Annotated in this window: 30 protein-coding genes and 1 riboswitch; of the genes, 11 read left to right on the plus strand and 19 right to left on the minus strand. The window is 35.7% G+C overall.

Annotation, left to right across the window (positions count from 1 at the left end):
- Positions 1–14: 14 nt before the first annotated feature.
- The gene (locus HBL79_RS00980; RefSeq protein ID WP_046097310.1) at positions 15–269 is read left to right on the plus strand and encodes an ogr/Delta-like zinc finger family protein; all 255 of its coding nucleotides are present in this window, start codon (positions 15–17) and stop codon (positions 267–269) included.
- 309 nt (positions 270–578) lie between these two features.
- The gene (locus HBL79_RS00985) at positions 579–806 is read left to right on the plus strand and encodes a hypothetical protein (protein WP_017807140.1); all 228 of its coding nucleotides are present in this window, start codon (positions 579–581) and stop codon (positions 804–806) included.
- A 204-nt stretch (positions 807–1,010) separates the two neighbouring features.
- On the opposite strand, the gene HBL79_RS00990 is transcribed toward HBL79_RS00985, so the two are convergent.
- The 10 genes from HBL79_RS00990 to HBL79_RS01035 all read right to left on the minus strand — a co-directional run bounded on the left by HBL79_RS00990 (position 1,011) and on the right by HBL79_RS01035 (position 6,680).
- On the minus strand, positions 1,011–1,250 hold the full coding sequence (locus tag HBL79_RS00990; RefSeq protein ID WP_035688589.1) for a hypothetical protein: 240 nt from the start codon (positions 1,248–1,250) through the stop codon (positions 1,011–1,013).
- 27 nt (positions 1,251–1,277) lie between these two features.
- Complete coding sequence (locus HBL79_RS00995; RefSeq protein ID WP_156127759.1) at positions 1,278–1,418, minus strand: hypothetical protein; 141 nt, start codon at positions 1,416–1,418, stop codon at positions 1,278–1,280.
- Positions 1,419–1,525: 107 nt separating this feature from the next.
- Positions 1,526–2,089 carry a nucleoside triphosphate pyrophosphohydrolase family protein gene (locus HBL79_RS01000; RefSeq protein WP_241431805.1) on the minus strand — a complete coding sequence of 188 codons (564 nt, stop codon included), beginning with the start codon at positions 2,087–2,089 and terminating at the stop codon, positions 1,526–1,528.
- The gene (locus HBL79_RS01005; RefSeq protein ID WP_035688593.1) at positions 2,070–2,615 is read right to left on the minus strand and encodes a phage N-6-adenine-methyltransferase; all 546 of its coding nucleotides are present in this window, start codon (positions 2,613–2,615) and stop codon (positions 2,070–2,072) included. Before HBL79_RS01005 ends, HBL79_RS01000 begins: the two co-directional genes overlap by 20 nt.
- Before the next feature lie 32 nt (positions 2,616–2,647).
- Positions 2,648–5,035 (minus strand): replication endonuclease, encoded by a 2,388-nt coding sequence (locus tag HBL79_RS01010; RefSeq protein ID WP_046097311.1) that lies wholly within the window; start codon positions 5,033–5,035, stop codon positions 2,648–2,650.
- A gap of 21 nt (positions 5,036–5,056) precedes the next feature.
- Complete coding sequence (locus HBL79_RS01015) at positions 5,057–5,335, minus strand: hypothetical protein (RefSeq protein ID WP_035688595.1); 279 nt, start codon at positions 5,333–5,335, stop codon at positions 5,057–5,059.
- The gene (locus tag HBL79_RS01020) at positions 5,332–5,538 is read right to left on the minus strand and encodes a hypothetical protein (RefSeq protein WP_035688597.1); all 207 of its coding nucleotides are present in this window, start codon (positions 5,536–5,538) and stop codon (positions 5,332–5,334) included. The genes HBL79_RS01015 and HBL79_RS01020 overlap by 4 nt, the downstream gene beginning before the upstream one ends.
- Positions 5,525–5,914, minus strand: a complete 390-nt coding sequence (locus HBL79_RS12410) for a hypothetical protein (RefSeq protein ID WP_035688599.1) — start codon at positions 5,912–5,914, stop codon at positions 5,525–5,527. The genes HBL79_RS01020 and HBL79_RS12410 overlap by 14 nt, the downstream gene beginning before the upstream one ends.
- Before the next feature lie 16 nt (positions 5,915–5,930).
- Positions 5,931–6,407, minus strand: coding sequence for a hypothetical protein (locus HBL79_RS01030; protein WP_035688601.1), 477 nt, complete (start codon positions 6,405–6,407; stop codon positions 5,931–5,933).
- 57 nt (positions 6,408–6,464) lie between these two features.
- Positions 6,465–6,680: a MerR family transcriptional regulator gene (locus HBL79_RS01035; protein WP_035688603.1), complete on the minus strand. Its 216-nt coding sequence runs from the start codon at positions 6,678–6,680 to the stop codon at positions 6,465–6,467.
- 123 nt (positions 6,681–6,803) lie between these two features.
- On the opposite strand from HBL79_RS01035, the gene HBL79_RS01040 reads away from it, so the two are divergent.
- The 9 genes from HBL79_RS01040 to HBL79_RS12580 all read left to right on the plus strand — a co-directional run bounded on the left by HBL79_RS01040 (position 6,804) and on the right by HBL79_RS12580 (position 13,180).
- Positions 6,804–7,385 (plus strand): phage repressor protein CI, encoded by a 582-nt coding sequence (locus tag HBL79_RS01040; RefSeq protein WP_035688605.1) that lies wholly within the window; start codon positions 6,804–6,806, stop codon positions 7,383–7,385.
- A complete protein-coding gene (locus HBL79_RS01045; protein WP_152436196.1) occupies positions 7,382–8,239 on the plus strand; it encodes a hypothetical protein in 858 nt (285 codons plus the stop codon). The genes HBL79_RS01040 and HBL79_RS01045 overlap by 4 nt, the downstream gene beginning before the upstream one ends.
- A gap of 3 nt (positions 8,240–8,242) precedes the next feature.
- A complete protein-coding gene (locus HBL79_RS01050; RefSeq protein ID WP_035688609.1) occupies positions 8,243–9,262 on the plus strand; it encodes a site-specific integrase in 1,020 nt (339 codons plus the stop codon).
- Between the two features lie 642 nt (positions 9,263–9,904).
- A complete protein-coding gene (gene raiA / locus HBL79_RS01055) occupies positions 9,905–10,228 on the plus strand; it encodes a ribosome-associated translation inhibitor RaiA (RefSeq protein WP_017807029.1) in 324 nt (107 codons plus the stop codon).
- Between the two features lie 127 nt (positions 10,229–10,355).
- Positions 10,356–10,400: riboswitch (PreQ1 riboswitch) on the plus strand.
- A gap of 2 nt (positions 10,401–10,402) precedes the next feature.
- Positions 10,403–11,086, plus strand: a complete 684-nt coding sequence (queC, locus tag HBL79_RS01060) for a 7-cyano-7-deazaguanine synthase QueC (RefSeq protein WP_017807028.1) — start codon at positions 10,403–10,405, stop codon at positions 11,084–11,086.
- The gene (gene queD / locus HBL79_RS01065) at positions 11,079–11,504 is read left to right on the plus strand and encodes a 6-carboxytetrahydropterin synthase QueD (RefSeq protein ID WP_035688639.1); all 426 of its coding nucleotides are present in this window, start codon (positions 11,079–11,081) and stop codon (positions 11,502–11,504) included. The genes queC and queD overlap by 8 nt, the downstream gene beginning before the upstream one ends.
- Complete coding sequence (locus HBL79_RS01070) at positions 11,504–12,130, plus strand: 7-carboxy-7-deazaguanine synthase QueE (RefSeq protein WP_035688634.1); 627 nt, start codon at positions 11,504–11,506, stop codon at positions 12,128–12,130. Before queD ends, HBL79_RS01070 begins: the two co-directional genes overlap by 1 nt.
- A gap of 535 nt (positions 12,131–12,665) precedes the next feature.
- Complete coding sequence (locus HBL79_RS12575) at positions 12,666–12,878, plus strand: IS3 family transposase (protein ID WP_370539171.1); 213 nt, start codon at positions 12,666–12,668, stop codon at positions 12,876–12,878.
- A 44-nt stretch (positions 12,879–12,922) separates the two neighbouring features.
- Positions 12,923–13,180: a hypothetical protein gene (locus HBL79_RS12580; RefSeq protein ID WP_370539172.1), complete on the plus strand. Its 258-nt coding sequence runs from the start codon at positions 12,923–12,925 to the stop codon at positions 13,178–13,180.
- Between the two features lie 370 nt (positions 13,181–13,550).
- Here the strand turns inward: HBL79_RS12580 and HBL79_RS01080 are convergent, their stop codons facing one another.
- The 9 genes from HBL79_RS01080 to HBL79_RS01120 form a co-directional block, all read right to left on the minus strand.
- Entirely contained in the window at positions 13,551–14,198 is a 648-nt protein-coding gene (locus tag HBL79_RS01080; protein ID WP_035688632.1) for an ABC transporter ATP-binding protein, read from the minus strand.
- Positions 14,195–14,992: an ABC transporter permease gene (locus HBL79_RS01085; protein WP_035688630.1), complete on the minus strand. Its 798-nt coding sequence runs from the start codon at positions 14,990–14,992 to the stop codon at positions 14,195–14,197. The genes HBL79_RS01080 and HBL79_RS01085 overlap by 4 nt, the downstream gene beginning before the upstream one ends.
- A complete protein-coding gene (locus tag HBL79_RS01090; RefSeq protein WP_046097312.1) occupies positions 14,992–16,134 on the minus strand; it encodes a capsule biosynthesis protein in 1,143 nt (380 codons plus the stop codon). The genes HBL79_RS01085 and HBL79_RS01090 overlap by 1 nt, the downstream gene beginning before the upstream one ends.
- A gap of 9 nt (positions 16,135–16,143) precedes the next feature.
- On the minus strand, positions 16,144–17,310 hold the full coding sequence (locus HBL79_RS01095; RefSeq protein ID WP_035688629.1) for a polysaccharide biosynthesis/export family protein: 1,167 nt from the start codon (positions 17,308–17,310) through the stop codon (positions 16,144–16,146).
- Between the two features lie 106 nt (positions 17,311–17,416).
- Complete coding sequence (locus HBL79_RS01100) at positions 17,417–18,853, minus strand: glycosyltransferase family 2 protein (protein ID WP_051128123.1); 1,437 nt, start codon at positions 18,851–18,853, stop codon at positions 17,417–17,419.
- Complete coding sequence (locus HBL79_RS01105; RefSeq protein ID WP_017807035.1) at positions 18,843–20,015, minus strand: nucleotide sugar dehydrogenase; 1,173 nt, start codon at positions 20,013–20,015, stop codon at positions 18,843–18,845. The genes HBL79_RS01100 and HBL79_RS01105 overlap by 11 nt, the downstream gene beginning before the upstream one ends.
- Before the next feature lie 1,205 nt (positions 20,016–21,220).
- Positions 21,221–21,463, minus strand: a complete 243-nt coding sequence (locus HBL79_RS01110) for a hypothetical protein (protein WP_167316902.1) — start codon at positions 21,461–21,463, stop codon at positions 21,221–21,223.
- Positions 21,464–21,759: 296 nt separating this feature from the next.
- Positions 21,760–21,855: a glycosyltransferase family A protein gene (locus HBL79_RS12585; protein WP_167316903.1), complete on the minus strand. Its 96-nt coding sequence runs from the start codon at positions 21,853–21,855 to the stop codon at positions 21,760–21,762.
- 791 nt (positions 21,856–22,646) lie between these two features.
- Entirely contained in the window at positions 22,647–22,889 is a 243-nt protein-coding gene (locus HBL79_RS01120; protein WP_167316904.1) for a hypothetical protein, read from the minus strand.
- Positions 22,890–22,907: the final 18 nt, after the last annotated feature.

Consider the following 22,907-nt stretch of genomic DNA (forward strand, 5'->3'; position numbering starts at 1 on the left):
AGGGGGATTTGAAAATGGCAAGGAATCCGAGAATTTATTGCAATGTATGTAAATCAAAGGCAAGAATTGAAAAAACAGAACATTTGAATGAAAATTTTAATAAATTGTATTGTTCTTGCTGTAATCCCGAATGCAACCATCATTTTGTTTTTAATCAAGAGTTCAGCCATACAACTAAAACGAGTTTGTTAATTAAAGATAGTTTATTAACACATATTTTGGGTTTGATATCAGAACAAGATAAAGAAAAAATAAAACGAGCATTATAACGATAATAAAGCCGCGAAAGCGGCTTTTTTGTTGAGGAAAAAATGAAAAAATACTTGCGTTTATTATTTTATATAGTATAATGCAAAACATCTAGCAAGGGCTAGATACAGCAAACCCCACGCTGTTCAGAGTGGGGCTAAAATGGAGTTTAGGATATGCTAGTCAAAGTGATTATCCTAATTATCTTGCTAATGGTGGCTATGCCAGCGTTCTAAGATAATCCATCGGGAGGTCGCACCCTCCCGATGACTCCAATCTTAATGAATATTCAGATAAAAATCAAGTTTTGATGTAATAGAGGAAGACTTATGGCAAACGCAATGACAGAACACAGCAAAAAATTAAGAGCCAAAACCGCAGCCGCCCACACCAAAAAAGCCCTTGAAGAAGGGAAAGTTCGCCGAATTATGCTACAAATGCCAACAGACCTAGCCAATGAATTTGATGAAATTCTTGCCGAACTTGGCAATTCACGTCCGCAAGGAATAAAAGCCCTTTGTGAAATTTACCGCACTTACAAAAATAAAACCGCTTAAGCGGTTTTGTTTTTTTATGAGCGTCGTACTGATTTTATTTTCTATAATCACAAAAAGAGAAAGGGCTGCATTCTCTGATAGGAATTACTTGTAAACTATTTTCATATTTCATAGCTAGATAAATAGTACATAATAAAAGTAACACACCAAAAATAAATTTTAATATAGTCACTATAAATTTAATGATATTTTTAATCTTATACATTATTTCTTTTCCCTAATAATATAATTCTTTTTATAAATATTTTGCATAATATTAAAACGATAATCTGACATAAACCCTTTATTAAAATAGTAGGTTGTTTTGTGTTTACCCGTTTTTAAATTAATCCAATAAATTCTATGGCTTTCTGCTCCTATCTTGCTGTAACTAATATCCCGATAATTTTCATAAGAAACGGGATACCATAGCCCGAATAAAAAATATTTCAGTTTCTTAAGCATATTTTCACCCTCATTAATTATGGTTGATTAATCTTCCAATAGATTATCAAAGGCCTCCTGCGTTTCTTGCAATGCCTCTTTACTAATTAACCCAAAATCATTTAATAACACACGCCACCAATGTTTATAAGCGATAAACCATTTGAAAAAATCTAACTTATCTCCCATTAATAAATCCATAGGGATTTTGTAGAAAAGTATTATATGGAACGAAATTAATAATAATAGATTAGGTATGGCTATTACTAGGTTTAATAATTTAGTGAAATGCTCTTTCATAATACACCTTTATTTATAAAATTACTTAGATTAGGTTTAAAGTAGTTTTTCCCTTTTGCGATCTTTCCTTGCTCATTAAAAACTGGTTTACCATTTTCAAATTTTGACCAATTAGAGCGATTAACTTCATTTAATGCCCCTTGAATATCCATTCCTAACATATGGGCTACGCCAATTGCAGTAACTATTTGATCGCACAGTGAATCTAATAGTTCTTTTTTCTGTTTATTAGTAAATGAATTATTTTTAACCAGCCAATCTTGTTTAAAATGTTCTGATAATTCACTGAATGATTTACGAGAGTCTAAAATAATAGATGGATTTTGTAAGCCATCTTTATAAATAGCAGTAGTCATTTCTGCTACTTCTTCAAAATGTACTCCAATTTGTACAGCTCTATTTTTATCTGTAGGCTGTGGTATAGCAGTTTTAAACCAATCAATAATAGGTGTGATATTGATATTATTCATTTTTTTATCCTCATTTTTAGGTTGATAAGGTAAATCATAAGGCAATGCATTACGATTTACGGGTATATGACTAAAAGGCTGATAAACCATTTTCACGCCCCCATTGATTGCCAATTTCTCGCATTTTTAGCATTGAAACATAGCTTGTTTTCAAACAATCTAAGCCGTTATTCGGGGCAAATAAAACCAGCATTTGCCCTTTATTATTTTGATCGGTTTCTTCGCCCGTTTCGTTATTAATAAAAGGAATACGCCGATCCGTGATGTAAACAATCTCTTTAGCATTACGCACACATTGATTAAACCATTTCGTCGAATTATCCACATTGAGCAGCATTACTACGGTTTTGTTGTGTAGTACGGATTGCTGAATAGCCCGCATTACAAACGGCAACGGGTTAGAGTAGGGCGGGTTGCACCAACAAAAACGCCCGTTCCAGTCTGTAAGTAGGGTGTTTTGTTCTGGGCTGATGTATTTTTTCACTTTTTTATTATGTGCCATTGCACACACATCAAGATCAAATTTGATCCCGAAGTAGGCTTCTGCAAACCAAAACACCCACCAAGGCGTAGCCCATAGGTCTTTATCTTGCTTCTTTGTATTAGATTTATTCATAATTGCATTCCTTTTTGTGAATTTAATTAATATCAAGAAAAGAGCTTCCAGATTTTTTGCAAAATGCCGCTTGCGTCAGACAATACCGTCTGCACGGGTTGCTTGCTTTCGTTGATAACGACATCATTATTGATAATTTGTATCGAATATTTCCTATTCAAAATTAGCCTTTTACCTATCAATAATTGTTCTATCTGGTGATCATTGAGCGGCTTGGCTATCGGTCTCACTGCTTCCCTTATTTTTTGCTCTAAATTTGACCGCTCTTTAAGGTTACAGTTACTGACACAAGTCCAAGGGCGGGCAAGCCCGCCTAAGTTAGCCTCGCTTCGCTCGTGGGGTTTGGTGTGGCGATTTGGATCACCTTTCTTAATCACCCATTTTTTAAGACGGGTTAAAATAGGTTCAGCCAAGGAAAAGGCATTTTTCACCCCCTTAATTATTTTCCGTGTTTCATTGTATTTATTCGGCTCGCTGGTTTCATAGTGCATTTTGAGCGGGTTATCTTTCCGCTCACTTAAAAAACCGTTTGGCGTTAAGCAATCTACAAACGCCGCATAATCGCCCACGTCGGCACAAGTTACCGCACGAGCAAGGGTGCGATCGTCAAATTGCCACGCTTTCGGATAAGGCTTTGCTTGTGAGTGGGATAACTCAAGGCTTAACTGATTGCTGTAACCTTGGGCTTTTTGGTTGCGTTCTTCTTTCGTTACTTGGCTCGCAAGGCGACGTAACTCACGCCATAACGTAACGAATTTATCGCCGTAGAATTGGAATTGACGAATGCCCGAAAGGCTCGCCCAGGCTCTTGCTCGGGCGGCATTGTCTTTTAATCGCATTTCTGGATCTTCGTCTGAATATTCATCATCAAGGGCAAAGCCGTTGATATTTTTTGAAATGTATTTGGCAATATAGCCCGTTGGTGTACCTTTCGCGGGATCGCATTCTTCCACTTTACAGCGGTGTTCGTCTGCCCCTCGCTCGTCGCCATCTTCCTCAAGGGCTTTCAAGCGAAACAGGCGGATCACTTCGTCTTTATGCTTCGGTTGGATATAAAGCAACAAATGCCAGTGCGGCGTGCCGTCGTGGTGTGGCTCGGCGACACGCATACCATAAAAGGCAATGCGACGCTTTTTGAGTAAGGCACGGAAGCGTTTCCATACCTTATTCAAATAGCTCTGCGTTGTCTTTGGTGTTGCTCCGTTATATTTTTTATTTTCCTTTCCGTTTTCGTGGTATGAATGGTATTTGCTCGGGGCGGTTAAGGTTAAAAATAACGCCATATGCCCTTTTTCCTCCGCCCACTCTTCAATGCCGCGTAAACGGTTCATTAGCTCTTTACGACGTAACGCGGGATTGCTGGAACTTTTGAAATACATATCGAACAGCTCGGCTTGCTCGGCGGGGTCGTCAATATTTTCTACGATCATTTGCTTCAAAAAATCGTGATTTTTCTTGATTTGATACGTCCACTCTTTGAAGCCCTCGTTAGAAATATATTGAGCCAACCCACGACGCACGCCACCGCACGCAATGGCGATATGTTCTACCATTTGCTTTTGTGTGGTTCGCATACGTTTAAACCAATATTTTTCACACGCCATACGGCAAAGAGCGGCATCGACAATTTCCCCTTTCAATTTCTTAGCGTTTTTGTGGCTTTCCCAATGGTTCATCGGGAAGCCGATTTTTTCGCAAAGTTCGCCGCATTGTTGGTAGAGCTTAAAAAAATGTTGCTGAATTTCCACCGTACTTAATGGCTCGCCTTGGTGCTGTTTCGCAATGCGTTGCACATAGTCATAATGATGTTGGCTAAAGGCACGGGCTAACTGGTCGGCAAGGGCTTTTAACTTGGTTTCGGTGAGCAAATAAAATGGCACACTGGCTTTATTGCGTTGTTGAGCATACCAGCGGGCATAGTTTTGAGCAGTTTTCTCGCTGTCATAGTCTGCTTCAAAGGCTTTTTTGTATTTCTCGTTTGCTGCACTTACCTTGAGATCAAACAGCAAATCTTCTAACCATTTCGGGTTTTTCCCCTGAAAGGCAAGCAACCCCTCAAGGTGAATAGGGTATTGGCCAAACACCAACTCCAACCGCCCGCCCAAAGCACGCAGCCAAGTATTGGCGTGATAACGTTGCTTATTGCCACAAGCAAAGGCAATCGACCCATCATCTTTCACGCTGCGATATTCTCGCAAATACAAATGGCGAAAATGCTCACGCAACCTTGCTCGGGGGAATTGTTTTAAAAAGGCTTCGACAAATTCATAATCTTCTGGCACGGTTTCAAACAGTTCCAACTGTGCCGTGGTGAGTTGTTCATCGGGATCGCGTTGCGGTTTATAGGGAATAGGTGGCGACACCTGAAAGAAAGGTTCAGGGCTTGCTGCTGTGGAATTGCTAGAAGGAAGTAATGACATCACAACCGCCCTGAAAATGGATTATTGACTAACTGATAACGCTTTGATTTCTTTAACTTCGCCTAAAATGGCTTGTAACGTGCTTGCACAATCACGCAAACTATTTACGTCTTCATTGTTTAACTCGCAATGCTCAAGGGTTTCAACCACCGCTTCAAAGTTACGGCAAACTTGCCCTTTTGACCGTTTCCACACGCCCTCATTATTGAGTGTGAGCTGATAAAGAATAAACCCGTTATCATTGACACAAAGTTGATAACGATTGGAAAGTTCGATAATGTGTTGATGTTGGATTGTCATTGCTTCATTCCTCTAGCTTGGTTTGCGAGTTTAGAAAATTGAATGCGTTCATCAGCAGCACAAATAAGCTGCTGATGATAAAAATCGGCTTGCTGTTGATTGCCCTCGTTAACGGCTTGAAGCCATTTATTACGCCATTTCAAATATTGGCGATAGCGGTGATTAGCATATTGCCCACAAATAATCGGATTAATTTGAGCCATTATTGTTCTCCTTTTTCTGCTCGGTATGGCAAAAGTCGGAAAAGCGAATCCCTTTAGGAAAGGCATTACTAATTGTTCTTAGTAATTTCAATCCTTTAGCGATTTTTAATTGTCCTGTTACGGAATAGTGATGTAATTTTTCACCACTCACGGGGCTTTCTTGCCGTTGAAAATCTTGTAATGCGTCAATGTTGGCGACCGTAGTCAGTAATGCACGCTGAAAACGAGAAAGGGAATTAAAAGCTCGCTCCACGGCATAACGGCTTTTATCTAAAAACTGCAAACAATCTTTCCAACTTTTCACTTTGGGTGGCTCAATATGATGTAATTGGCAGTATTTTTCTGCCAGTGATTCGTGTTCATTGATATAAAGCATTTTTTCTCACCTTGTATTACAGGCTATTTTTACTGTATCCTTGCGTATAAATTTCAACTAACTCACAACTTAACTTAAAGAGGTCATCATATGTCTGTTCCCCAAAAGCAAAACGATCAAGCACAGCAAGAACGTCTAAACGAGCTTGAGATGAAAGTGGCATTTTTGGAAACGCTGAATCGCTCACTGGTGCGGGCGTTGGTTCGTTCTCCAACGATTGATGATTTTCTTGACGTTTTTGAGCAAGAGACTGTTCACGCAAGCGACACAATAGCCGAAACGTCTCCCGAATTGGCTGGTGTTTTTGAACGCTATTTGGCTGAATTGTTGGTTGATAAGGGGCAGGATTAATCGCTTGCTTAACTTCCTCAATGGCTTTTCTTACTTCGGAAAGCTCATCACCAGTTTTTTGATTAATGACGGTTAATGTTGTCAGGTTGTAGCTTGATGCTTCTAATTTAATATGAATTTCACGTTGATTTAATTTTTCCATTTTCTCCACCTTATAAATTTTCTTTAAAATCCCACCGCACTTTGATGAGTGCGGTTTTTATTGCTGTGCTGATGCTTCTTTTGCAATCGCCACCATATTGATAAACACGGTATCTCTTAGCTTTTTCTTTGGTCGAATTGGCAAATTACCTTCAATCACCATTTTTCGCACCTTATCGACAGAAGCCCCTGTTAAACGAGCGTATTCCTTTACTGTTACATAGGGGGCTGTGTGTAACTGTATATTTATACAAATTGAATTTTGAGCTTCCATAGGGTAACCTCTCTGTTTAGTAAATATTGGTAAATATTGGTAAATATTGAATTTAAGTCATTTGACCCATTAAATATAAACTGGGTCATTTGACCTTGTCAATATAAAATTTAAGGTCAAATGATGCCTAAAAAAGAATTAATAGGTGGGAAAGAAGTAATTTCTCGGATAATGGTTGCTTATGGTTTTGCAAATAGAAAGCTGTTAGCAGAGCATTTAGGAATGCCACATAGTACCTTTGGAACTTGGGCTAAACGCGGTTTTTTTCCTGCTGAACTTGTAATACGTTGCGTTAAAGAAACTGGTGCAAGATTAGATTTTGTGGCATATGGTGAAGAGCCTATTTTTGATGAAATGAGCGACTTGAAATATTTTCATACAATCTTACTTGAAAATGGAAAATCTTTCATAAAAGGCACAACGCCTTTATTTATCAATCTGTTACCAAATTTAGAAAGCCGCGAAGCTTACGACAATGTTTTTGCCATTGTGGAAAATAATTTGACTTATTTCGCTACAAAAGAGGTTGGTAACTTAACTGACGGGGAGTACTTCGTTATCGTGGAAAATTCCTACCTAATCCGTTACATCACTGTGCTACCAGCAGGCAAAATTAGAGTGGACGGCGGGAAGTTTTCTTTTGAGTGTGATGTCAATGATATTGACATCGTGGGTAAAGTGATTTTGAAAATGGAGATGATGTGATGAAACTTGCTCTTCGATATTTATCTGGGTGGGTTATTGCTAATATCCTTATTTATTTGGGGATAAGCCTTTTTAGTTCGTCAGAAACGGCAAATAGTTATATTATTTATGTTGCTATTGGTTGGGCTATCATTTCTATTTTTGCATATAGGGAAGAGAAGAAAAATCCTAATAAGAATAAAGATATAAAAAAAGTTTTGACAAGAGAAGAACTTATCAATAAACGTTTTAAACTGAATGAAAAAGGCTATTTTTCTTTATGGAAAGGGAAAATAATAGTTTCATTTAAAGCTCCTGAAACACCAAAAATTGAGGATTATACCGTGACAGAATTGATGGTTTCTCAAACTGGGTGGGATAAATTGTTATGTATAGATAGTCAAAATAACGAATTAATTATTGATGTTGAAGATATAGAAACAAAGTTTACTTATAAAAGTAAACGTTATGATGATTTTGATGAAGTTTTGGAGGAAGCTATCGGATTTGATGATTTCTGTGAAATGGTTGATGAGCCAAGAACAGATTATATTAGTTATATACAAGAGCTTGATAGCCAAGAAAGAGATGAGAAACTCAAAATTGCTTCATTCTCTCCTGTGCTTTTGAATTTTTCTATTTTTGGTGATTACTTTGATCTTAATCAGCCAGCTAATCATATGAAATTTGAATTATTATGCGATGGTATTCTTGGGTATGCAGATAGTGGAAATCCTTATGCTTTAACGGGTATTAATACAGCCAATAATGAACGTGTTGATATTAGAATAACAGCGATTAGAACATTGATAAAATACAACAATGAAAAATATGAGCGTGATGATTTTGTGGAATTAGCAAAAACTTTTAAATAATAAATGTCAGTACGAAAAGATCCTAGCAAAGGCGGCAAGTGGCTCGCTGACTTTTATCAAAACGGCAAACGCATTCGCAAATGGTTTTTAACCAAGGGCGAAGCGTTACGCTATCAAAATCAGCATAGCACAAAAAATGATGAGCTAGAAGATATTGAGTTGGTAACGTCAGACGATGATAGCCCAACGCTGAAAGAGTTAATTAAAGAATGGTATGAGCTACACGGGCAAACTTTATCAGACGGTGAAAATCGTTTAAATAAATTACTTAACCTTGCCACAAACTTAGGCGATTTAAAAGCCAACGCACTAAGCAAAGAAACTTTTGCGGAATATCGCAAACAACGTCTTGCGGGGAAATTTTCTAAAAACCCAAAACGCCCACCGAAAGAAGCAACGGTAAACCGTGAACACGCCTATCTGCGTGCCGTTTTTAATGAAATGCGTAATCTAGGAAAATGGAAAGCGGGAAATCCGTTGGAGGGTGTACGCTTATTCAAAGAGGCTGAAACGGAACTTGCTTTTTTGTATAGCGATGAGATCGAGCGGTTATTGATTGAATGCGATAATTCCCGCAATAAAGATTTAGGGCTAATAGTGCGAATTTGCCTTGCAACGGGGGCAAGGTGGAGCGAAGCAGAACAGCTTACCCAATCGCAAATAATGCCTTATAAAATTACTTATACCAACACAAAATCTAAGAAAAATCGCACAATCCCAATTAGTAAAGAGCTTTATGATATGTTGCCTAAAAAACGCGGGCGTTTATTTGATGACGCTTATGAAGCATTCGAAAATGCGGTGGAGCGTGCCAACATTGACTTACCCAAGGGGCAATCTACCCACGTTTTACGCCACACTTTCGCCAGTCATTTTATGATGAACGGGGGTAATATCCTTGTGCTAAAAGAAATACTAGGGCATTCCACTGTTGAAATGACTATGCGTTACGCTCATTTCGCCCCATCTCACTTAGAAAGTGCGGTAGCACTCAATCCATTATCTAATCTAAAAAGGGATTGATTTTTTCAAAATCCCTTGTTCTTTTTGGTGACTATTGGTGACTATTTTCGTCAATATATATTCATATATATTTATATTTACTAATTAAATAAATAAGAATATTAATAACTTATTGTTTTTAATAGGGTTAAAAAGTATTTAAAATCCCTCGACTTTCGAGTCGTGGCGGTTCAAGTCCGCCCTCGGGCACCATTTAAAAGCGTAAGTAAATCAATAAGATAGTCGCCAAGAGCGGCTTTTTTTTATATCTCATTTTTATCCTCCCTTTTCTTTTGGTGTCCATTTGGTGACTATTTTTAGCCTATTATAAAAATTCTAATTATGTTTTTTATCTGTTCAATATCCATTTATCCTAGCTACGTATTGTTTAACGGGTCAATCATTTTATAGAAAATTCAATATGTCATAGGGATTTTATTGAGGCATATCAATAAAATGTTTGCAATGTTTGATTTTTGAATTTTTATTTTTGTAAATATATTTTTATGAAAGCTTTCTTATATTTTATTTAAGATCATAAATTTACATTTTTATTTAAAATTTTGTGATAAAGCACTTGAAAAGCAAGATTGATGGCGTTATGTTGTAGGCATAGGATTTCATTCAGGTCGGGCGACCGACAATCAACAAGAGGTAAATGCTATGACTCTAAATATCACAAGTAAACAAATGGACATCACCCCCGCTATTCGTTCTCACATCGAAGAAAGACTTGCTAAATTAGGAAAATGGCAAACTCAACTGATTAATCCCCATTTCATTTTAAATAAAGTGCCGAAAGGCTTTGCGGTGGAAGCGTCGATTGGTACGCCGTTTGGTGATTTATTCGCCAGCAGTGAGGCGGAAGATATGTATAAAGCCATTAATGAAGTAGAGGAAAAATTAGAGCGTCAGCTCAATAAATTGCAACATAAAGGAGAATCTCGCCGTGCTGAGGAACGGTTAAAAGATTCGTTTAAAGAATAAGTAATGATAGCCCGCGATGTGCGGGCTTTTTTTCGCTGTTTAAATTTAAAACAAGCTCAATACAAATGCCCGATGTGTAACGATTATTTTGAAATCAAGGGGCGATCATTATAGAATAACGCTCTTTATTATCGTGGTTCGCGACCCTCCCACGCAAAAAAACTAGGACAATTTATGACAACAACCAACATTCACCGCCGTCAAGCGGTGGTTATCTTTTCGGGTGGACAGGATTCCACCACCTGTTTAATTCAAGCCATTGCTGATTATGGCAAGGAAAATGTACAAGCGGTTACCTTTCATTATGGGCAACGCCACGCCATTGAACTCGAAAAAGCCCAATGGATAGCTCAGGATTTAGGCATTAAACAAACTTTGATTGACACCTCCGTAATCAAAGCCATTACCACCAATGCGTTAATGGACGATCACGCTCAAATCAAACAGGCAAAAGGCGAGCTTCCTAACACCTTTGTGGATGGGCGTAACGCCTTATTTCTACTCTATACCGCGATCTATGCCAAAGGGCAGGGCATTTCTGACATTATCACTGGGGTCTGCGAAACGGATTTTAGCGGCTACCCAGATTGTCGCGATGTGTTTATAAAATCAATGAATGTAACGCTCAATCTTGCGATGGATTACAACTTCAACATTCGCACGCCCTTGATGTATCTGACAAAAGCCCAAACTTGGGAACTCGCAGACAGCCTCGGGGCGTTGGACTATATCCGCACGCACACGCATACTTGCTATATGGGCGTAGAGGGCGGCTGCGGCGAATGCCCGAGCTGTATTTTGCGTAACAAAGGGCTAGAAGAATATTTACAACAAAAAAGTGCGGTGCAAAATGTTTAAGGTTTCTAAAGAATTTAGTTTTGATATGGCACATTTGCTTGACGGACACGATGGCAAATGCCAAAACTTACACGGTCATACCTACAAATTACAAGTTGAACTGCAAGGCGAGCTTCACCCAAGCGGAGCGAAAAAAGGAATGGTGATGGATTTTTCCGATTTGAAAAAGATCGTCAAAGAACAGATCCTCGCTCCAATGGATCACGCCTTTATCTATGACGAAACCAGCGAACGCGAATGTAAAATCGCTCGCTTACTGCAAGAGTTGAACTCCAAAACCTTTGCAATGCCAACGCGAACCACGGCGGAAGAAATGGCACGTTTTATTTTTCAGCGTCTTGAACAGCAAGGGCTGCCACTGAGTGCCATTCGCTTATGGGAAACGCCCACTTCATTTTGTGAGTACCGAAAATCCTAATGGCAGCGTTAATTTCTAATCCCCATTACCCCATTGTTGAGATTTTTGAAAGCCTGCAAGGGGAGGGGGCAAACACGGGAATGCCGAGCATTTTTGTGCGTTTTGGCAAATGCAATTTGGCTTGCCCTTGGTGTGATACGCCGTACAACCAATTTAGCCAATGGTCGTTGCAAGCGATTTTGCAAAAAGTGCGGTCGTTTTCGGCGAAGAATATTATCATCACGGGTGGCGAACCCACAATCCAACCGCAACTTGCGTTATTGCTCGATCAACTCAAAGCGGAAGGCTATTTTTTAGCCATTGAAACCAACGGATTAAAAACCATTCCGACGCAAATCGACTACATCGCCACCAGCCCAAAGCGGGAATACGAAGCGAAATATCGCCAACGTTGCATTTCTCACGCTGATGAAATTCGTATTGTGGCTGACGGTGATGTGCAAGATTTCTGTGCCTTAATTGAAAGCAAAATCCAAGCCACGCATTACTATCTTTCCCCTTGTGAAATCAATGGCGAGATGAATTTACTCCACACCATCACCCAATTAGGGCTGCTCAACCAGCGTCCCAATAAACCGAAATGGCAACTGAGTATTCAAACCCATAAATTGATCGGGATTGAATGAAGTAAGAAAAAGCACTGCACTTTATTTTATAAAGTAATTTACCTAAAAAAATTTGGACACTATCCACGAATTAAAGGGCAGATTCTTTATGGGAAAACATTATTCAACATAACTTAAACTACAAACCATCTCATTAGTTTCTGAGCAAGGAATGAGTGTGCGTCAGGTGGTGGAATATTGTGGTCTTTCCAATCAGACCCAAATTGTGATTTGGTTGCAACGCGTATAAAGAATACGGTATTAATGGGCTAATTCGCCAGCCTAATCGGAAGAAAAATACGACGAAACTACCCAAAGACCCGTCAAAATCTATGAAAAAACCTTTTATTACAATAACTTGAATATCTTCGCTCGGAGAATGCCTATTTAAAAAGTCTTTGGAGCTCAGAGACCTCAAACTCAAACGGAAAAATGTGCCACCGTCTGCTGACTAAGGGCACAATATCCCCTTTCCGTATCGAAGCTACCTCGTGCAACCTTCTGTTATGCAAGAAAAATCAAGAAATTAGATGATATTGATAACTTAATACTGAAAATATTTAAGGCACATCAAGGGCGAAATGGTTACCGCATCATTCGAGCGAAGTTACGCGAGAAAGAGTATTGTCTAAGTGGAAAAACGGTGCTGAAACAAATGCGTCAACTGAATATTCGTTCCTGTGTGAAAGCCAAAAAACTTGTGAAGACGGGAAGAACAGCCTATGTCGTGCCGAATTTGATAGCTCGAAACTTTAAGGCTAAGATGTGACCAAATTTCGTGTTAGGAATGAAAAGTTATATCTTTCACCCATAATGGATTTGGTGAGCCGTGAGATTATTACCTACCAAATCAGACGGCGACAAAGTTTTGGGCTTTTTTCGAAAATGCTTGAAGAAGCCTTATCAAAGCGAACTTCTGGCACAGTACCGATGATTCATAGAGAGCAAGGTTGCCTTTATCAACTGTCTGCGTGTCGAGAAATATTGATGGGTAAAAAGGGCTTTCCAAAGGCGATTCAGAGTATGAGTCGTAAGGGAAATTGCTATTGCGGTGATAGAGAGTTTCTTTAGCATTGTAAAATAATGTTTTTACCCGAATCGCTTTGCCAATGTCGCGAAGCTAGAGGTGGCACTGTACGAGTATATTCGTATTATAACGAATTACGGAAATCCGCATTAAACAACTTGAATCCTGTGCAATACAGAGCTCAATATTTAACTTCCTAGGTGTCTAGGATTTGGGGGTAGATCAAAGTACGATGTTTTCTTTTTGTGAATTTTATAGGTGTTTAATTTAGAAATCATCCAGCGTTACTTGGCATAAAAGTGCTATTTTCACTGTATTCAGCTTGTTACCTTGATTTATTTCGAACTTAACTATAGCCATTGAAATTTATGATAAAGCAAGAAAGTAACGTTATTTTATTTTAAAATCTAACCTCTATGTCTGATTATAATATTGATAAGCCTCATCAATAGAAGAGAAATCTAACAATTTTCCTTTATCTAATACTTTTGCATTATCACAATATTGTCTAATAGCGGTTGGACTATGAGAAACTAAAATAATGGAACGATCTTTGCGTTTTTCAAAAAGTTCATAGCGACATTTATCACTAAAACGAGAATCTCCAACGGCAATCACTTCATCAATGAGATAGCAATCAAACTCAACGGATAACGACAATGCAAAAGCTAAGCGTGCTTTCATTCCTGAAGAATAATTTTTTACAGGCTCATATAAATAATTGCCCAATTCGGAAAAGGATTCCGTAAATTCAGTAACATAATTAATATCAGCATTATAAATACGACAAATGAAGCGTAAATTATCCATTCCCGTTAAGCTACCTTGGAATGCACCGCTAAAGGCTAATGGCCAAGAAATGCTCATTTCTCGTCGAATTATTCCTGAAGTTGGAGCTTCAACACCACTCATTAAACGAATTAATGTTGATTTTCCTGCTCCGTTGCGTCCTAAAATACCAATTTTTTCTCCTTTGTTAAGGCTAAAATTAATATCATTTAATACGGTTACCGAACCTGTCCGTGTTTGATATTTTTTATAAACGTGTTCTACACTAATCATCTTGCATTAATCCTATTACTAAAACTACGCACCATCAGTAGACCGATTAATAACATCACCAAATCACAAATAAATAAATAACTCGGTGATTCCATTGTAATAACTGAAGAACCAAAATAACCGTGACGAAACATTTCCGTACCGTGAACCATTGGAAACCAAAGCAAAATAGATTGCAGATTGTTTGGCAAACTATTCACTAAAAAGAATGCACCGGAAATAGGAAACATCACAAAAGATAATGTTCCCCAAATTTTACCGAAAAACTCTAAATAATAAGAAATAGCACAAATAATTAAACCTAAACCAATGGCAAACAGTGCCATTAAGAACCAAGCAAAAAGCATATACAACACATCATTTGGCAAGCCGATCCAATCAATAGCAATTAAAATCACTAACATCACAATTTGTGCTACAGTCGCACCAGCAATCTCCAAAATCATACGAGAAAAAAGCGTATCAAGAGGACGTACATTACGGTGATAAAGTAATGAGATATTGGAATCAATACCGCTAATTGCACGGTTAGAAGCGTTACGCCACATCATTAATAATGGATAACCCGTCATTGCAAAAGCAACAATGTTTAATGTTGAAAAGCGATCAGCACGAAAAAAATGCCACATTAACACAATAACTAGGCTCATCAAAAATGGCTCAACGAACAACCACAAAAAGCCTAAATTTTTACGACCATAACGAGTGATAATTTCACGCAACAACAACGCTTTCAACACCCGTCCTTGGATAGTAAATGAATCTTTTAACGAAGTTTGTTCACCATACTGCATCAGTTCTTATGCTCTCTCACACCGGCTAATAATAAAGTTGAAACGCCATAAATAACTAATCCAAGAATCAAAGTTGCCAAAATATTGTATAAACGGTGCGGTTCCAATGCTAAATCTGGATGGCTAGGTTTAGCAATAATTTCCAGATAAAGCTGTTGTCTTCCAGCTTCTTCTTTTGCACTTTGTAACGCAGACATTGCAGCTGTTAATTGCTGTTTTGCCAAGGTTTCATCTAAAATTAAACGCTGGTACTCTGCTGATTGTGTTGTTAAAGAATGGTTTCCCTCAAAAACCCGATTCAATTGTTGTGCCACTTCTTCACGAATACTTTTTTGCCTTGCCTTTAACACTTTAACCTGAGGGTTATCCGGAGATAACGCCCTCACCTGATCAAGTTGCGTCTGAATGGCAATCAGTTCATCCTGCAACTTCTGCACTAAAGTTAAAATCGATTCAGATTGTGCCCCAATATCAAATATCCCATTTTTTACACGATATTGGCTTAAGGCTGTCGAGGTTTCAGACAAATATTTTTCTGCTTCATTTACCGATTGTTCCGCAAAAGTAATTGTATCTTTACGTGCACGATCATTGAGTTTATTCACTAATGTTTCCGCCAAATGCAATAATGCTTCATTAATCTGTTGTGCCGAGTCAGCATTAAAACCACGAACCTGTAAAGTAGCAATACCAGATAAAGAATCGATATTAATCATCAAATGTTTACGAAAATATTGATAAAACGATTCCTGTTCATTAAAAAAACCTAACGGATTAAAACGGCTGAAAAAATCCCCTTCATCTTCATAAAATTTTCTCACCGGTAACTCACTTTCCAATGTTGTCAACGCATTACGCGAACGCATAAATTCTTGCACCGTAAAAGTATCATCTTGCGAACGAGCAAAACCGATACTCTGCAATAAAGCCCCCATACCTCCGAGCGATGCTTGAGCACGAGAAGAACGCACAATAAAACTGGACTCCGAAATATAAACATCGGAAGCCCAAATAGAAAAATAAAATAACGAACAAAAAGTCGGAATAATCACCGTCAGTAAAAATAACAGATTAATTTTTCGCAACCACTGTTTTAACTTTCTCAGTTGTTCTTTCGATTGAACTACTACATTTTGTTCCATCATCTCCCCCTACAGATTATTAACACTGTTTACAGTTGAAACCGCCGGTGTAGTTGCTCCAAAAATCATACGAATAAATTTTTGGTATTCAGCCAATGGTGCATTAGATACATAAACAATATCTTTATCTTTAATTGGAAATTGTTGAATCCAAAACATTGATTGAGGTTCAAGTAAATTCGCTTGATATACTGTTGGAATTTTCATTCCGTTGTGATACCCCTTGGCTTGCCATTCATTTTGTTTACTTAAGGGCATTTCTTCAAATGGAACATAACGAAAGATAAATACTCCTCTTGGATCTGCACGATCATCATTCAATCCACCTAAACGACCGATTGCTTCTGCTAAAGTTAAACCTTCTGCCGAAAAACGAATTTCTTTACTATTTCCTACCGCACCCATTGCAGTGAAAGAAAGTGGATTATTTAATAACGTTACTACATCGCCGGAACGTAATAGGATATTTTGCTGTGGCTCCTCCGTTAATCTGGCTAAAGAAATCGTTTGCACCTGATTTCCACGAGTCAGTCGCACTGAAACATCTTGCACATTACCACCGGCTCCACCTGCTGCCGCAATAGCATCTAACACTCGTTCACCGTAAGCAGTTAAAGCCATTCGAATAGTAGTCGATTTAGTTAAAACCGTCACATTAGCAGAATTATTCTTCACAATTCGCACCACTGCTTGTGGTTGATTGGCAATTGCTTGTAAACGTCCAACAATTTCAGATTGGATCTGCTCCGGTGTTTTCCCTGCTACTTTTAATGCACCAACAAAAGGAATGGTTATTCTTCCATTGCTATTAACCACCTGTTCCGGTAAGTGAGTGCTTTGTCCGCCCGACACACCGGCTTGATTCAACACACTGCCAAACAAAGTTGCTGGCGGTGCTTCCCAGAGAGTAATATCAAGTAAATCACCAGCATTTACTACCCCCTGATAATGTGCTTTTGATGAAGGAAACTGCAAAAATGATTGAGGTTGTTGTTGATTAAACATACTTTCCACAACTTTATTATTCACCTCGATCAACTGTACTGCAAGCAAATCCTCATTGGATTTCTGTTTATTGACTACCTCAATATTGCCTTTGCTCGGTCCTGAATTTGGCAAATAAGAACAAGACATTAATAATAAGCAGTAACTTACTGCAATCAGCGATTTACGCATAGTTTTACCTTAATTATTTTGTTTTTGATCATGATTTTTCTATTAAAAGTGAGTAATTATCATAGATAATTATTAATTTTTGCTCAATTTCCTGTAGAAAACTTTTTTATAAAAATAATTCCAATTTTTTAAAGACTCGGGAAATTTTATTTATATCAACACTTATCTCTTTTGGAATAGAAAAAAGCTCTTTTCTATTTTTATAGTTCATACGAATAGAATGCCCTAACATTAACTGTTTGATATGCCAATTATTCCAATTCTCCCAATACTGTTGTCGAATTAAAACACTATGATCTGAATAACCTGTTTCAATGCTAGTCATCAAAGAATTTTCTCTATGAGCTCCAATAGTCAAAGGCTTATTAATAACAAAAATAGCTTTATTACCAAAAACAAGCTTTAATCTTGCATTAAATTCACTATCAGCACCTGTTCTTACCCAATCCCATAATCCAGTTTTTTCTTCAACAATTTGACGTCTAAATAATGCAGAAGAAGGATTCAAACGGATAAAAGGATAGATCATCCTTGAATATGCTTTTCCTTTTTCTGTAACTCTAAACCACTTAGAAAAAGTGACTATTATATTTTTATTTTTCAATAGAGGTTCTACTTGTTTTGTTAATTTTTCTGGATGTGCCCAGTCATCAGAATCTTGGCAAGTTATAAACTCTCCAGTTGCAAATTTAGCCCCAATTGTTTTAGCCAAAAATGTCCCCACATTTTCTGACAACTGAATTAATTTAACAAAAGAATATTTATCAGAAATTTTTTGAACAATATTGCACGTATTATCGGAACTGCAATCATCAATCACAATAATTTCTTTATTCGGATAGTCTTGATAAATTAAAGATAACAAACTATTTTCTACAAATTCTTGGCTATTAAATGTCGTCATTAAAATCGACACCAAAGGAAAGTTTTCTGCATTTTTTTGTTCTATTTTAACTCTATCACATCGCAAATTAGTACTAAATATAGCTTTAGTGTAATTAATTAATACTATTTTTCTTAACCCATAAGCATCCATTAATTGGTTAAAATAATACTGCTGTTTTAATGGATTATCTATTGCTAAAAAATTACTAGCCAATAATATATTCTGAGGTTTTTTTAATAAACTAATTTCTAAAAGAGAATTATCCTTTAGTTTCTCATCTATAACACTTAAAATAGAATAATATAATATTTTATCCTGTGGAAAATAAAATTTACAAAAAGCTTTTGCTTTATGTGGGTAATTAATATATAAAGATTTTAATATAATTCTTTTATCAGATGCACTTAGTTTTTTCTTTTTAGAGAACGAACGCCAATAAACCCTAAAATCAGTATAATCTTTATAAAATAATAATCCAACGGCATAAAAAACTGATCCTTTCCATTGAGGATCCGTCAAAAATTGACTATATAAACCGGACTCAAAAATAGTTTTTCCTAATAAAGATTTATTAAATTGAGCTGAATATTTTGCCAATAATAGAGAATATTGTCTCTCTTTAAATAATCGATTTATCTTTGAAAATTTAAAAATCACTACCCCAAATATCCCTTGTATAAACTTTATCTATAACATCAAATAATTCTTCCGATAGACGATTAGTAATAATAAGATCTGACTTATCTTTAAACTCTTCCAAATCTTTAATAATTGTAGCACAATAATAATCATCGTCTTTTACAACGGGCTCATAAGCGATTAACTCTACTCCTTTTGCCTTTAAACGTTTCATGACACCAAAGATAGAAGATGCTCTAAAATTATCAGATCCAGCCTTCATAATAAAACGATGAATACCCACCACCTTAGGATTCATCGCTTCTATCTCATCTGCAATAAAATCTTTTCTAGTACGATTAGATTGAACAATTGCTTCAATTAAATTCTGAGGAACGTTTCTATAATTTGCCAATAATTGTTTGGTATCTTTCGGTAAACAATAACCACCATAGCCAAAACTTGGATTATTATAATGTTTACCTATACGTGGATCTAAACACACACCAGCAATAATCTGTTTTGTATCCAAATGATGAATAGCCGCATAAGTATCTAGCTCATTAAAATAAGCCACACGCATAGCCAAATAAGTGTTAGCAAATAATTTTATTGCTTCCGCTTCGGTACTATCTGTAAATAAAATAGGAATCTCTTTTTTATTTGCACCATTAGCAAGTAATTGAGCAAATATTTTAGCCTTTTCGCTATGATCACCCACAATAATTCGACTAGGATATAAATTATCATATAACGCTTTCCCTTCTCGCAAAAACTCAGGTGAGAAAATAATATTATTAGTATTAAATTTATCACGCATTTTTTGCGTAAAGCCAACAGGAACAGTTGATTTTATAATAATCGTCGCTAATGAATTAATGGTTAAAACATCAGAGATAACTTTTTCTACTGATGAGGTATCAAAATAACCGCTTTCTACATCATAATTTGTAGGAGTCGCAATAATAATAAAATCAGCTTCTTTGTACGCATAATTAACATCTGTCGTTGCAGATAAATTTAACTTTTTACTTGCAAGATATTCCTCAATTTCTTTATCTTTAATTGGTGATTTTTTGTGATTAATTAAATCTACTTTATCTTGCATAATGTCAAGAGCAATAACCTGATTATGTTGTGCAAGAAGTACAGCATTAGATAAACCTACATATCCTGTTCCTATAATAGCTATCTTTGTCATTTAAAGTCCTTAGAATATAGGGTCTATTTTTTATTTTTATCAAATCTAAATAAGTTATCCTTATCCAAAATTTGCTTAACTAGTAATACTTGGATTAATTGCCATAAAGGCTGATAATGCCCCATCTATACCCTCTCCCCCCCCCCCCCCCCTCAAAAAAAACACACAATCTTAAATTTTTGTTTTGATAATAATATTTATATTATATTGAAAAAGAATTGTTTTATTTGCATTTTCTGCACATTCTCTTAATCTCGATAATTTTTTTTCTGATTTCAGAACAGTTAATAAGAAGTCCATTTTTATTTCCTTATGAATAGTGAAATATTAGAAATAAGCTCATCTAATATATATCTATTATTAATTGATATTTATATATTAATAAGAAATTGATTCATCTAATTCAATTTGTTTTACTACAGAAAATCTTAATTTTGAATATCCTGATATGACTTGTACTTCTCTAATAATTTCACTAGGCCATTTTTTTAGTAAAACTGGAAAGATAGAATTCTCTACTGTTATTTCTTTTTGCCAGTTAGCCTCTCTAGGAATGCATAATAAAGATATATTATTCCTATAAATATTTACTAAATCTCACATCAACATATTTTTGTGAATCCCTCCATATAAGATAATGAGGGTAATTGATGACCTTTCACAAAAAAACAGTTCCCGTACCTAATTGATTTACCACTCTTATTTTATCTAAGGTCTGTCTAAAACGAAAAAACTTTTCTTGCTTTAAATGAACCATTGTATATATCGGAATATATAACGCCATGCGTACCGATAACAACATTCAAGTTTTTATTTTCATAAAATATTGTAGATGTTCTACATAATTAGGAGGATAATAATATCATCATCAACTAAGATATAAGAGGGCATCTAATACTATAGGGTGTATAAATTTACCTACATCCTTATAATCTTTATTAGGAATAATAGGATTCAAATTAAGAACTTCGCATATTCTTTAGAATAGATGTAATTCATTTAAACAAAGATTTAGCAAGTCTATTTGTTTATGTAGAGATTGAATACTTTTATAACATATCCTTTCTTGCTGGGAAGGTTGCCATATTAGCATAATCATATTTATACTCCAAATTTTCTTTAAAAATGCTATGTTCCTTCAACACATCATTAATATCTTCATCAGAAAAATTTCATTTCCTAATAATCTTTGCCTTGCACATATATCAGAGAAGCTCTTCTTTTTTTGCAACAAACCCACTATTTCCTGCTACTAATGTTTTTTGTTTCGTTAAGGAGCCATCTCCCCATAATCCTAAAATCAATGGTTTTTCTAATTTATAAATGCTTTCTCTACCATAAAAATGAATCACTCTTTCGTAGAAATCAGTATCAGCAGCAACTAAAGAACTTTTAAAAGAACCTATTTTTTCTAAAATCTCTTTTCTTATCATTGATGAAACAACCACAATCTATTTAATTTTCCATCAAAAAAATAGAAAATCTTCCATCTGGTCAATTCTGACCCATTGAGAACACACAACATAATATGCTGATGATTATTTAATATATTACTTGCTCATCTATTCTAGTCGGCAAAGCAAAATCATCAGAATCATGAAATGTAATATATCTCCTTTTGCTAATTTAATCATTTCATTTCTAAATTTATATGTGCCTTGGTTTTTAATAGACTGATAGACTCTTATTTTAGAATTTTTTAATTCCATATCTTTTAAATAGCAAGGTATTATCTTTAGAGCAATCACTCACAAACTACTATTTCAATATTCGGATAACTCTGATTCAATAAAGAATTAATGGCATACTCTATAGTATCTTGTGAATTATAGGCTGACATTACAATAGATAGATACTAGGTTTCTGTTTGCTCAATACAATCCTATCATTGTTTCAATTGTATTCTTTTAAGAATATTACCTTTACCATTATTGACCTTAGTTATTAATGGTAAAGCATAAGAATTTAAAAACTTATTAAAAATATTTTATATTTTTCAAAATCATCACTAAAATTATTGCAAAATACACCATATAATTCTGGATTAATCTTTAGCTTAGTTTCTATGTTCTCTTTTTCTATTAGAATGTGAAAGCCTGTTTAGGATCATCTTGCAAATCAAATAAGAGATATTTATCTTCGGTTTGTGAGTAATCCCAGTATCCAGAAAAATTCGTTTTAAAAAGTTATCCTTTAATTTTGGTGATAAGGGAAGATCCTTTATTAAATAAGGAAAACTCATTATATATCTCTATATAATCTCTGAATCTTCTGAAATTCTTAATGCATTGGATATATGTACTAAAAATTGCTTTTTATTTTTAAGATTGAGTGAATGATAATGAGACATAAATATTTAACTAATGCTATATATGTTTCTGTTAACTCTAATTTTTCTAATCTAATTTTCTAATCTCTGTATATTGCAATAAAAAATCAAATTCTTCTCCAGATTTTTTACTGGAAATTTCTTCTGACAATAAATGGATTTTATGTGCATTTGATTTAGTCTTAACGAATCTTTATCTAAAAAATATATTTATTATTCTTCTTTTTATAAAATCTATAAGAAAATCAAGAGCACCAATATTTCGACCCAACTGATCACGTTTATTCTGTAATTGCTGTAATTTATTTCCCATAGCCTTTTTTATTTTTTCTAAATTCTTTTACTACTTTCGGCACTTTAGCTAAAAAACTAAAAATATTATTCTTTAAATAAAGCTCACCTAATTGATAAGAAAGATGACGTTTCACTTTCTCTGATTGAAGATAATCTTGATATTCTTCTAATCTAGGTAAAGTTTTCTGCTGTTGGTTATATTTTTTATGTATTTTATATTCACGTTGAATATGAGACAGTGAAAACGGCATTTTTAGCCAACCTGATAA

The organism is Avibacterium paragallinarum (assembly GCF_011765605.1).
Taxonomy (GTDB): Bacteria; Pseudomonadota; Gammaproteobacteria; order Enterobacterales; family Pasteurellaceae; genus Avibacterium; species Avibacterium paragallinarum.